At 65.5% G+C, this 12,433-nt stretch carries 8 protein-coding genes; 6 read left to right on the top strand and 2 right to left on the bottom strand.

Translation table 11 applies throughout. The annotated features are described in order from the left end of the window. The first annotated feature begins 58 nt into the window (after positions 1-58). Both AB4068_RS11275 and AB4068_RS11270 read left to right on the top strand, forming a co-directional pair. Positions 59-466: a hypothetical protein gene (locus AB4068_RS11275; RefSeq protein ID WP_441433411.1), complete on the top strand. Its 408-nt coding sequence runs from the start codon at positions 59-61 to the stop codon at positions 464-466. 28 nt (positions 467-494) lie between these two features. Further along, positions 495-986: a DUF805 domain-containing protein gene (locus AB4068_RS11270; protein WP_441433410.1), complete on the top strand. Its 492-nt coding sequence runs from the start codon at positions 495-497 to the stop codon at positions 984-986. A 125-nt stretch (positions 987-1,111) separates the two neighbouring features. Here the strand turns inward: AB4068_RS11270 and AB4068_RS11265 are convergent, their stop codons facing one another. Next, the gene (locus AB4068_RS11265; protein WP_441433409.1) at positions 1,112-1,621 is read right to left on the bottom strand and encodes a DUF2510 domain-containing protein; all 510 of its coding nucleotides are present in this window, start codon (positions 1,619-1,621) and stop codon (positions 1,112-1,114) included. 563 nt (positions 1,622-2,184) lie between these two features. On the opposite strand from AB4068_RS11265, the gene AB4068_RS11260 reads away from it, so the two are divergent. The 4 genes from AB4068_RS11260 to AB4068_RS11245 all read left to right on the top strand — a co-directional run bounded on the left by AB4068_RS11260 (position 2,185) and on the right by AB4068_RS11245 (position 10,712). Beyond that, positions 2,185-3,045: an LPXTG cell wall anchor domain-containing protein gene (locus AB4068_RS11260; RefSeq protein WP_441433408.1), complete on the top strand. Its 861-nt coding sequence runs from the start codon at positions 2,185-2,187 to the stop codon at positions 3,043-3,045. Beyond that, on the top strand, positions 3,042-9,854 hold the full coding sequence (locus AB4068_RS11255) for a polymorphic toxin type 43 domain-containing protein (protein ID WP_441433407.1): 6,813 nt from the start codon (positions 3,042-3,044) through the stop codon (positions 9,852-9,854). Before AB4068_RS11260 ends, AB4068_RS11255 begins: the two co-directional genes overlap by 4 nt. 34 nt (positions 9,855-9,888) lie before the next feature. Next, positions 9,889-10,284, top strand: coding sequence for a hypothetical protein (locus AB4068_RS11250; RefSeq protein ID WP_441433406.1), 396 nt, complete (start codon positions 9,889-9,891; stop codon positions 10,282-10,284). A 113-nt stretch (positions 10,285-10,397) separates the two neighbouring features. Continuing rightward, positions 10,398-10,712, top strand: coding sequence for a hypothetical protein (locus AB4068_RS11245; RefSeq protein WP_441433405.1), 315 nt, complete (start codon positions 10,398-10,400; stop codon positions 10,710-10,712). 256 nt (positions 10,713-10,968) lie between these two features. On the opposite strand, the gene AB4068_RS11240 is transcribed toward AB4068_RS11245, so the two are convergent. Further along, entirely contained in the window at positions 10,969-12,312 is a 1,344-nt protein-coding gene (locus tag AB4068_RS11240; RefSeq protein ID WP_441433404.1) for an IS1380 family transposase, read from the bottom strand. Positions 12,313-12,433 lie beyond the last annotated feature (121 nt).

Below are 12,433 nucleotides of genomic sequence, written 5' to 3'. Positions count from 1 at the left end.
CACGTCGCGTCAACCAGGCGACGGGACAACCCCGCCCGCAGCAACGACAAGAACGGTGATGAGCATCAGCCCGACCGCAGCGCAAGCCGCCCCCGATCTTGAACCCGTCCTCGACGAACTCGCCGGGCTCGGCACGGCCCTGATCCGCACCTTCAACTCCGGCCCCTTCCCGGTCCGCAGTCGCCTGGCCCGCAACATTCGCACCGTGCTTACACAGCAGGCCCCGGCGGGAGCGCTTCATTACCGGATCGGCAAGGCGAACACCATGCTTCAACAGATGGACGCACTTCAGACCGCGATCGCCGACCTTCCCGACATCAGCGTCTTATACATCCACCGCCTCGCCAAAATAGCCGACATCCTCACTGTCTACCGGGCGTCCCTGGAACCCGATGCCAGCCCCCGGAGCGCACCGGTCTCCGCACGACCTCTGCCGCAACCCCTGACTGGTTCTCAGACCCGATAACACTAAAAGCTTCAATGAAGGAGAATCCATGGCTCACGCGAATCTCGCCCCGCAGCGGATTGTGCCGCCCTTGTCCGCGCCACTGTACGGAGCGTCCCCGCGTGCGGCGCTTAGGCGCTATTTCAACAAATGGGCCGACTTTTCCGGGCGTGCCGGCAGAAGCGAATACTGGTGGGTGGCCCTGCTGATCAACAGCGTCACTCTCAGCCTTGACGCCGCCGTGAACGTGTTTACCCACACGACGTTCACAGGCACCCGTGTTCCTGAACCGCCCAGCATCTTTGCCCTCTGCGTCCTGGTCGTCCTGTCAGTGATCATGCTCGTCCCTACCCTGGCCCTGACCGCCCGACGGCTCCATGACGTCAACATGCGCGGCTGGTTCATCTTCCTGCACCTGGTCCCGGTCCTTGGCAGCATCGCCATGCTGATCATCACCCTTCTACCGCCCAACCCCCGCGGGGAGCGCTTCGACTTCATACTCCAGCCCCGGACAGCACCCGAAGGCACCGAAACATGGTAATAACCCTGCCGGTACAGGCCCTGAAGGGACTCGATACTTAGCTACTTTGTGCAGAAGTGCCGGCACGTCCCAGGACCCGCTCTCAGGTTCTGCTGTGCTCCGGTCCGCACCGGTCCGGGCGTGGTCTATTGCACGAGCAGTGTGGAGGAGGCCTTGATGGCGCTGAAGACCGTACTGACCACCAGTACGGCGATGAGGTAGACGATCGGTGCGAGGCTGCGGCCGGGCAGGGCTTTCCTGATGATCACGGTCCTGCCGATGATGTACACGGCCGGCAGGAATCCCCAGGCCCAGTGGAAAGGACGCACGACGCCGGCCTGCCCGAGTCGCCGCCAGTCAAAGTAGGCAAGGACGACCGTGGCGGCGTAGAGCAGGCCGCTGGCGCCAAGGAGCAGGAAGTACGTGGGGGTGAACACTGAGAGCGGGCTGGCAGTCACGATATGGCCGGCGTACATGTAGCGGGTCACCGGGACCATGGCCCATCCAAGCAGTGCCCCGGCTACGGGCATCGCAAGAATCACCCGGATGAACGGGTTGTACAGCGGTGTTGTCTTGTCCGGAACGGGCCGGGCATTTCGGGCTGGATCCGTGTACGGGCCGGGCGGCCAGGGCGACTGGCTTGGTGTTTGGTTCATGGTGTCCTCCTGTTCAGGCCCGTGCAAAGCGTGCCTGCTTGTTTGTGATGGGCGGTGCTGTCCCGTTGACCCGCCCAAGGGTCAACCCCTATACCCGGGGCGGTAACCTTTCATGACGCAAAAGGGCAAGCCGGGGTTCCTCCGCGTTCCCTGCGACGGAAGCCAGGGCATCCCTCCCGCCCCGGAGGGCTCGTTGGGATCGTGCCCGGAGCAAAACCCCCCACACTGTTGAGGGCCCGTATGCCTGTGGGGAGTCCGTCTTCGGGGTTACTTCCCGGCTTTTCAGGCACCGGGGGCCGGGCTGGGCCGGCGGCCTGTTCCGTGTAACCGCCGGCCCACCCGCGGGGATCGCCCGCTAAGGGCCAACAGAACGGGTCCCGGTTCGTGACGGACCAGCCCCTCATCCCCCCGGCTCTGGCCCTCCTGTTAGGTGCTCAACGGGCGGGTTCAGTCCTTTTTCAGGTTCCGCGTCATGTTTTTGGAGCTTTCCGGTCTACAAGGGGTGTCCCGGTCCGGGGCGCAGCGGATCCGTCCGCGTTCCTAAGACTCATTTGGGGTTTGTTGTGTCGTTTTCTTCTCCGGGGTTCTTCCGCCGCGCGGTTGCTGTGCTGCTTGGCGTGTTGGTGGCGTGTGGGTTCGTGCTGGGCATTGGGGGCCCCGCGCGGGCCGACACCATGCCCCGGCCCGTGAAGGTTGTCACTGCGGCGGGTACTGCGTGCTCACAGCAGGCCGACGCGTCCTCGTGCGACGCCGACGGGGACGGGATCCCTGACGCTGTCGAGGTCGTGGTGTGCGGGTCCGCGACCTGCGCGACCGGCCGGGAGGACACGGACAAAGACGGCATCCCGGACTGGATCGAAGTCAAGGCCTGCGGCACGACCACCTGCGCGGACCCGAAAGAAGACACGGACGGGGACGGGATCCCGGACTACGCCGAGCAGCTGGTCTGCGGGTCCGCTACCTGCGCGAACGGGCACGAGGACACTGACGGCAAGGGCGTCCCGGACTGGATCGATTACGTGATCTGCGGCAACGCCGGGTGCGCTACCGGCCAGGAAGACTACAACCACAACGGCATCTCCGACGTCGCCGAACTCAAAGCCTGCGTGAAGGACCAGGGATTCCTGGCCTCGACAGGGTTCCAAGCCGGCATGTGGGTTTTGGCCGGGGTCCTGGCCCTGGGTGCAGGGGCGTTCCTGTACTTCCAGAACAAGAAGAAAAAACGCACCACCGACGAAGACGGCGACGGCAGCGTCGAAGGTCTTGATGGCGATGGTCCCGGCGATGACGGTGCTGACGGGTTCGAGGAGCCCGAGGACGGCTGGCACTCACCTCTTGAAGACCACGGCAGCAGCTCGTACGGGGCCACGGACCCGACCGGAACCGAACCGGACGCAGGTTCTGTTGAAGGGGGCCGGGCGTGAGCGCCCGCAGCAAGCATCGGGCAAGGTCCCGCGGGTTCCGGTCATGGGTGCGTTCGGTTCTTGGCTGGGGCCCGGTGGCGGTTCTGTGCAGTGTGCTCTCGTGCGCACTGATCGCCACGGGACTGTCTCCGGCGTTCGCCGTCCCCTCAGCGGTGGCAGCCGAGACCGCTGCGGGGTTGCGGGCGCGGACGTTGCAGGCCGGCCAGGACGCGGCCGCGGCGCTGGCGAAGCAGGTGCCGGCGCTCGTTCCGATGGTGGATGAGGACCAGGGGCCGAAGAAGGACACCGACCCTGTGGGGTCCGGGCAGATCAAGGCCGGGAAACCGGTGGATGTCACGGCGGATCCGGTCGGGGCGAAGCTGGCGTTTTCCGGGCACAGCATCGACAAGGACCTGGACGTGAAGGTCCAGGAACTGGCCCCGGGCGCTGCCCGGACCGCGGCGGCCGAAACCGCCGGCGTCGTCCTCGCCTCCCCTGTCGCGGTCACCGCCACCGACCCGTCCGGGAAGGGTGTGACCTCGTTCCCAGCGGATCCGACGATCGTGAAGAACGACAAAGGCCCGGCCGTGGTCACGGCCGTGACCCCCGGAGTGGCCTTGGAGCTGGGTATTGATGCCTCCAAGATCGGGGACGCCTCGAAACCGGACCCTGCGAAGATCGACCCCGCCACGGTGCGGATCATGACCCGCGAAAACCCGGGCGACCCCTGGACGGCGCTGCCGTCCTTCTACGACGCCAAGACGGGCAAAGTAAAGGGCGAGTCGGACCATTTGTCGCAGTTTGTGGTGATCGGCACCCCGTTCGTGCCCCCGGCGGGTCCTCGGGTGGTGCTGGATCCTGATGATGACGTGGCCAACACCACCGGCCCGAACGGGCCAATGACCGAACTCCCACAGAACGAGCGCCTCGCCACCACGGTCGCGGCGATGATGGCCAACACCTGCAAGGCCAATGTCTTGGTCACCCGGCTGCCCGGAGCGCCTACGGCCATTTCCCCGGCCCTCCGCGCGGGCATGGCCGCAGCCTTCAAACCGGACCTGACCATCACCCTCGCCTTCGATGCCCTGTACGGGCACCCGTGGGGTGTCTCCGTGGACGGCGGCACGAAAGCATATTCGCGGGGAAACGCGGACGACAACGCCGTCACGAACTCCCTGGTCGCCGAAATGCCCGGGTACACGGGCCGGCCCGCGAACACCGCCACCATGTCCGGCACGGGCACCCCGTTGCCCTACCCCCAGCTGGGGTCCCTGCCAGGTGCGGTGACGCACCTGGAGACCCTGTACATCGACCACAACTACGACCGGCCCGTGATCGACAACGGCTTCACCTCGATCACCAACGGCGTCTTCACCGGCCTCGGCAAATACCTCGACACCCAGGGCTTCCACTGCACCAACCCCATCACCGGCGGGTGGCCCACCAAGCCGTCGGCGGCGGAGCTGGCGAAGTGGCGGACCCTGGGCTTCCACAACTTCCAGGCCTACGGCGCCGAACCGGTGTCCTTCACCACCGGGAACCTGATCGAAAAATTCCCGGTCTTCACCCTCACCGGGCCCGGCACGCAGAACCTTGACCTGTCCCTGGTCTACAACTCCCAGGACGGCAGGCTCTCGAGGGCCGGGGCTGGAGTGTCCTTCGGGGCCGGGGCCAGGGTCCAACGCTTCAGTGACGGGTCCGTGCTCGCCGTGCGCGGCGACGGGGCATCCTACGTGTTCACCGGCAACGGGGCCGGCGGCTACACCGCCGAACCCGGCACCCTCAACACCCTCACCGAAGCTGGGAACGGGCAGCTGCACCTGGCCTCCCCGGACGGGGAATCCTGGGACTTCAACGCCAGTGATATTGAAGGCATCGGCGAACTCGTCAAGCACACCGACCGGCAAAGCAACGCCACCACCCTGGCCTACGGGCCCGGCACCGCCACCACACAGTTCCTGCCCCTGACCTCCATCACCGACGCCTCCGGGCAGGTCGTCCGTGTCTCCACCGACGGGCTCGGCCGGATCACCGGGTTCACGCACCCGGACGGCAGGGTCTGGGGTTTGGCGTATGACGGGGCCGGGAACCTGGTCAAGATCACCGAACCCGACGGACGCACCCGGACCCTCACCTACGACGGCAACCACCAGCTCCTGACCGCCACCGACCCCTTGGGGGTCACCTACCTGCGCAACGAGTACGACCCCTCCGGCAGGGTGGTCAAGCAGCTGGACGCGCAGAACAACGTGCGGACCTTCGCCTACGACGACGGGGCCAAAACCACCACCTACACGGACAACGAAGGCCACCAGACCATCTACACCCGGGATGATTCCTACCGGGTCGTCCAGATCACCGACGCCGCCGGGGGCAGGCAGTCCTTCACCTACGACGCCCACGACCAGGTCACCGGGTACACGGACGCGAACGCGAACACCACCAACTACAGCTACGACGCCGGAGGGCACCTCACCCGCACCATCGCCCCCGAAAACACCGTCACCTCCTTCACCTACACCCCCGCCGGGGACCTCGCCTCCCAAACCGACAACGGCGGACCCGGCAACACACCCCGCACCACCAGCATCGACAACGACCCCCGCGGCCTGCCCGTGACGGTGCACCGCCCCGACGGCACGGCCCTGGCTGCCGCGTTTGACGGCTCCGGGAACCTGGCCGCGTCCACGGACGGGGCCGGGAACACCAGCAGCTACGCCCACGACAGCCGCGGCAACACCACGGCCGCGACCGACCCGGACGGCAACACCACCGCCTACGCTTACGACGCCGCGAACCGGGTCGTGTCCATGACGGACCCGAACGGGAACGTGACGAAGTACGCCTGGGATTCCGCGGACCGGCTCGTGGCCCGGACCGACGCCGCGGGCGGGGTCACGAAATTCGCCTACGACGGCAACAACCACCTCACCGCGGCCACCGACCCGGCCGGGGCCGTCACCACATACGAATGGGACGCCCTGTTCCGGGTCACCGCTGTCATTGCGCCCGACGGCGGGAAAACCAGCTACGCCTATAACCGTGAAGACAAACTGGTCAAGACCACCAACCCGCTCGGTGCCGCCACGGCCTTCGAGCTGGATCCTTTGTACCGGGTCATCAAGACCACGGATCCGCTCGGCGGGGCCTGGGCCCGGACCTGGGACCGGACCGGGAACCAGCTCACCTCCACGAACCCCGAAAACGCGACCACCAGCCGCATCTACGACAAACTCGGCCGGATCACCTCCACGACCGACCCCTCAGGTGCCACCACGTCCTACACCCTGGATGGTGTGGGGCGGACCACCGCCGTCACCGACCCGTCCGGGGCGGTCTGGAAAACCGGGTACACCCTCCTGGATGAGGTAGCTGCGGTCACGGACCCGACCGGGAAGACCACTTCCTACGTCTGGGACGGGGCGGGGAACCGCACCAGTGTGACCGACCGGCGCGGGCAAAAGTGGACCAGTGCCTTTGACAAGGCCGGCCGGCTCACCACCATGACCGACCCCACCGGAGCCGTCACCGGCTACGGGTACGACCCCAACGGCAACACCACCACGGTCACCGACCCGCTCAAGCGGGCCACCACCGCCGTCTTTGACGTCCTGAACCGGCCGGTCGCGGTGACCAACCCCGCCGGGGAAACGTCCAAGACCAGCTACGACCCGGACAGCCGCGTCACCGCCATGACGGATGCGACCGGGGCCGCCTGGACCCGCGCCTACGACCTCTCCGGCAGGCTCACCAAGACCGTCGACCCGGACGGGGTCACCGCCGCCTACGGCTGGGACCTTGCCGGGAACCAGACAAGTACGACCGACACCAAGGGAACCGTCACCTCCTACGCCTGGGACCCGGCACAGCAACTGACCGCCGTGACCGAAAACAGCAAAGCCGGGCAGCCCGCAGCCGCGGACGTGAATGTCACCACCGCCTACACTCATTCGCCGGCCGGGTACCTGGCTTCCGTGAAGGACCCCAACGGGAACACCACCGGCTACGCCCACGACAAGAACGGGCGCACCACACAAGAGACCAACGCGGCCGGGCACGCCACCAGCTACGCCTACGACCCCCGCGGGCTCCTGGCCAAACGCACCGACCCGAACGGGACCACCGCAACCAACAGCTACACGGCCCGCGGGGACCTCGCCCAGATCAGCTACAGCACCGGGGCCGGAGCAAACACCACCACCAGCTACGGGTATGACGGCGAACAGGCCCTGATCACGATGAACGACAGTGTCGGGGCCAGCAACTGGCAATATGACGCCCGCGGCGCGGTGACCTCCGCCACCGACGCCCAAGGCAAAACCCTGTCCTATGCCTACGACGCGGCCGGGGAACTCACCACCCTGGCCCTCCCCGCCGGCAACACGAGCCCCGCGACCGCTGCCCCGGCCGCGGGCAAGCCCACGGCCGGGGCAGCGACGAGCGTGAACTACGCCTACGACCCCGCAGGCAGGGTGGCCAAACAAACCAGCCCGTGGGGGGATGCGGCCTACACCTACACCCCTGCAGGGCAGACCGCCACCACCACCCGCACCGGCGGGATCATCACCACCACCGCCTACACGGCCGCAGGGCGCACAAAAACCATCACTGACACCACCCCCAAACCCGACCGCACCGTTGCCGCAGCAGCAGCCACGGCTCCTGCAACAACTACGGGTGCAGGTTCGTCAGATTCAGGGACGAGTGCGGCGACGTCCGCGAACCAGGGGCCCCTGTCCCAGGATCCGAAGGCCTGCACCACGGCCGCGTCCTACCTCGCCTCCCGGACCCTGCCCGAGAACGGGGCCACCGGGGCCAACTGCCTCAAAACCGCCGAATACCTCGGACAACGCACCCTGCCCTCCACCGCGGCGGGCATCACGCCCGGTGAAGCCCTGACCCTGGACTACAGCTACGACCCGAACGGGAACGTCGCGACCAGGACCCGCACCAACGGCACCACCCCCGCCGCCGCGGCAGCCACCACAGCAACCACCCCGAACGCCGGACCATCCAACCCCGCCGCCGGGGCCGTCGCCGGAACCAGCGACAAACGCTCCTACAGCTACGACCCGCTGAACCGGCTCACCGCCTCCAGCACGTCCACGGGGGTCACCAACTCCTACGGTTACGACCGGGCAGGCAACCGCACCGGCTGGTCTACTTCGGACAACCCCTCTACCACCGTGGCCGGGGACAAACTGAGCGTGACCGCGGCGTTCAACAACACCAACCAGATCACCAGCGAAACCCGCACCGGCACCGGCCCCAGCGTCACCGGCACCACCAACTACACCTATGACGCGGACGGGAACCGCACCGGCTCCAGTACCCCCGGCGGGCCGGACATCAACTACACCTACACGCCTGAGAACCAGACAGCGTCCATCACCCGGGCCGGGATCACCAGCGCCTACAACTACGACGGCCTCGGACGGAACCTCACTTCGACCGACACCACCAAATACGGAAACCACCAAACCAGCACCGCCTTCAACGGGCTCACCCCCGTCCAGAACACCGACAACCAAGGCACCGCGAACCTGATCCCCGGCAACACCGGACAACCCACCCTCCAAACCGGCACCGCGTCGATCGGGGACCGGTGGAACCTCACCGACAAACTCGGCTCCACGATCGCCCAAACCACCACCGGCACCGGCACAGGCGAAGCCGGCGGCACCGGTTCAGCTGCAGGTACGGCGTCGATCGGCCAGCTCTCCGACTACTCCGACTTCGGCGTCCAGCAATACGCCACCACCGGCTGGGACGCAGACCCCGACTACACCGCCCAACCCACCAACGCCACCCACGGCACCAGCCAATTCCACGCCCGCACCCTCGACCCCGAAACAGCAACCTGGACCAGCCAAGACCCCTGGCACGGACTCCTCGCAGCACCCCAAACCCTCAACCGCTACGCCTACGTCACCAACAACCCCACAACCCTCACCGACTACATGGGATACCTGTCCATGGTCGCCGTCACTGACGGCGACGGTTCCTCCTGGCACGGTGCCCGTGCCACCGTGGAACAGGCTGCCCCGTACGTCCCGAGCTTCCTGCCCCAACCACCGGTGCCACCCGTATCCATCCGACGCCCCGGCTACACACCACCACCCGCGCACACGTACTTCAACCAAGCCATCCAACGGGCCAGCATCTACCCGTATTCGCCGGCCCAAGCCAGTCGAGACAAGATCAGCGCCACACACCCTGCCCTGAAGTGTCTCGGAGACATGAAAGTCGGGATGAGCCCCGAGCAGATCGCGATCAACGAAGCCTGCGGCAAGGCACTCGCCGAGGCCAACCTCCAAACCCAGCCCCAATCGGTGCAGGACCTTGTCCATGCCAACCAGGCATTCGCTGACAAGGCCACGCCACTCGTTGATGTTGGCATCGGTGTAGTACTGGGCGGCGCTGGAGCAGCAGAAGCGGAGACAGGATCTGCGGCCCGCGGAATGCTTGCTGGCAGCGGCCCCGTCTCGGGTGTTTTGGAAGCAAGCAGCAGGGTGAAATCACTCGCGGCCCTTCGCAATTACTACCCCAAGGGAGGGGGCGTTGAGTATGTTTTTGACCCTGAAACTGGAACATTCGCCACAGGCGTCGTTGACCCAAGCGCGGGGCTGACGGGAAGCCCACATGAGCAGCTTGCCCAATCCATCGGCGCAAACCCCGCGACTGTCGTAGGTGGTACCTTGACTCGTGGAGCCGATGGTGCCTTCAACACGACCGAACAAAGTGGGCACTTTTGGCGGAATTGGTCCCCAGAGATTCGTCAACAGTTTGTAGACACAATGAGGGGGTACGGAATAGATGTCCACCACTGATATCCTCCCATCGCCATGGATCAGAATTCTGCGAATGGAGAAGAATGTCTGGCTTGGCCTCTCGGGTGAAAAACTCGCGGTAGGAGACCGCCTTGGGCCGAAACGGGAAGTCGACTCAACCAACCCGATTGGCCTCCTGCCTTGCCTCGAGCGCTCCTATGGAGAGGTTCTCGCAGACCTCCGTGCTAGGGAAATCGAGCTAGAAATGGCACAAGGGGAAATATTCAATTTAGTGCCGCTCGACGCTATTCCCTCAACCGCCGTTGCCTCAAAAATCGACTACTGGATCCAACTGGCTTTGAACTGGCTAGATCAGATGCCTGATTCGTCTGCTGTTAGAGAACTTCTGAGGGTGATATACAACGAATCCTCGGCGACTCAGCGGGCTAGGCACCGGGCAAAGAGAATGCTCGGCAGAATTGGGAAGTGATGATGACTGAAGAATGGGAAGAGTGCCGGATTGATCCGACATCCGATCGACCAATGACAGTACGGTCACTTATCCGGTCGTGGTCTGCTCATATTGCGAGGTTTATAGCAGAGATGGACGTTGACATTGACGTGGCGTATGACTGGTGGGGAGTGGACGACATCATTGCTGCGCTCTGCATAAGAGACTTCCTTTCAGGGGCAAGATCAGTGATCTCACCGGCAGATTTACCTGCTTTTGAAGCGGCCATTTTGCCTGCTGATGAGGAGTTTAAGCGGATAACGGTTGCCGACCCGGATAGATCCATGGCAAGAATTGGCGGGTTCGAGACGCGAAAAGGCTGGTGGTGGGGACGAGTTCCACGGGAGGGGCCCATCGCGGCGGAATTGGCCTCTTGGTCTTGGCCGCGCGAGCTTTCCGGTGAGTAGATCTGGGTTGAAAGTCAGCCCTGTCAACGCCGTGAACTGTGACCCTACTCCGCCGGGCGGGTTCTAGCCTCGATCTTTCACGAGGTAGGATTTCGGCGGGGTCAGGGCTTACTGGCTGCCTGACGTGGTCGATTTTGGCATGAAGGTGTGACAGGGCGGCCGCTGACCGGTGGCGGCTGGCCGCGGGCGGTTCCACTGCCGCCCGTTTTGGTGTTCTTGCGTCCTTTTGATTCGTTGTCCTCTGGCCGGTTTCCGGCTATGGCGGGGTAAGGGCCCTCAGCTTGGCGAGGCCCTTGATCAGCAGGGACGTTTCGGGGGCCGTGGAGGCCAGATGCACGATGACCTGGCGGGCGTGGCGGCTGATTTTCCCGGCGATCTCGAAGACCCGGGCGCGGAGCTTCTTGGGTTCCCACCGCCGCACCTTCGTTCCGGTGAAGGCGAGCAGCTGTGCCCATGCGGTGAGTTCGGCGGCGAGCATGACCAGATGGCACCAGAGCGTGTTCGCTGCGAAGGAATGCAGGGGAAGGTTTTGAAGGCCGGTGTCCTTGGCGCCCCGGATCCGGTCCTCGCAGCAGGCCCGCAGCCGGTGCCTGACTTCAAGGTCGGCGAGTTGGCCGCGGGCCTGGTTGGTCGCGAACGCCGTGTATCTCATCCCGTCGAGGTCCGTGATCCGCAGTTGGGCGCCCGGGTGCGGGATTTCCTTGCAGACGATGACCCGCAAACCTTTGGGCCAGGCGGAGAGCTCGAGCATGCCGGTGACCTCTGCCACCCAGGCGCCGTCGCGTTCGAACCCGTTACTGTTGTAGGCCCGCGTCCACGCCTTGTCCGGGATCAGGGGCAGGACGTTCTCGAGGGCCCCGTGGATCGGGAACCCGACGGAGTAGCCCAGGTTCCGGTGCCGGGCGGTGAGCCAGTGCAGGAACTCCTGCGTGCCGCCGGCCGAGTCCGTGCGGATCATGACCTTCCGTCCGGACCGATGGCTGGCGGGCAGCTGTTTCAGTGCGTCCCTGACCACCTCGATATGGTCCGCGGCGGTGTTGGAACCTGCATTGCCCGGTCGCAACAGCACCGCCAAGGGCTCCCCGGTGCCCTCGGCGCCGTGGTCGATGAACGCGGCCAGCGGATGGAAGCCATAGCCCTTCTTCCAGGTCGGACGGGCATTTTCCTTCTCCGAGTGTGCCGTCAGGAGCGTGGCATCAACGTCGATGACCACCGGGTTCAAGGCGCTGGCGTCGTGCAGCGGCGACGCGTCCCCGGCCGCAGTCCAGGCCCGGGCGCGGGTGGAGAGGGTCCGGACCAGCCGGCTGATTGTCGGATCCGAGGCCACCAGACCGTAAACCCCCGGCTGGGTGCGCAGCCGGTCCACGTCCGCCAAACAATCCCCGCCGGTGGCCAGGGACAGGGCCTGGTCGGTGAGGATCTTGCCCGGATCATGCCGGGCGAACGGCTTGCGCCACGGCTCCAATCCTGCGGACAACGCTGCCATCAACCCCGTGGCCCGGACCGTTTCAGTCAGCACCAGCCCGCCCGCCTGCGACACCACCCCGTCACCGGCGGAATCAACGCGGACAGACGGGTAGGACGAGGTAAGATCAGACACCAGAAAGGTGCTCCTTCGAGCGGGTCAAAACAGTGCGTCAACAACACTATTTTCCCAGCTCAGGGGCACCTTTCCCTGCTTGAACACGCGCTGTCAGCACCCGCTTCATGAAATACCGAGG

The organism is Arthrobacter sp. 2RAF22 (assembly GCF_052115325.1).
Taxonomy (GTDB): Bacteria; Actinomycetota; Actinomycetes; order Actinomycetales; family Micrococcaceae; genus Arthrobacter.
This window is presented reverse-complemented; position numbering and strand designations above follow the sequence as displayed.

Excerpts from the sequence above, each read along its gene's own strand:
- AB4068_RS11250 (WP_441433406.1), top strand. The coding sequence starts at position 9,889 with ATGGAGAAGAATGTCTGGCTTGGCCTCTCGGGTGAAAAACTCGCGGTA.
- AB4068_RS11265 (WP_441433409.1), bottom strand. The coding sequence starts at position 1,621 with ATGAACCAAACACCAAGCCAGTCGCCCTGGCCGCCCGGCCCGTACACG.
- AB4068_RS11245 (WP_441433405.1), top strand. The coding sequence starts at position 10,398 with ATGGACGTTGACATTGACGTGGCGTATGACTGGTGGGGAGTGGACGAC.
- AB4068_RS11270 (WP_441433410.1), top strand. The coding sequence starts at position 495 with ATGGCTCACGCGAATCTCGCCCCGCAGCGGATTGTGCCGCCCTTGTCC.
- AB4068_RS11275 (WP_441433411.1), top strand. The coding sequence starts at position 59 with ATGAGCATCAGCCCGACCGCAGCGCAAGCCGCCCCCGATCTTGAACCC.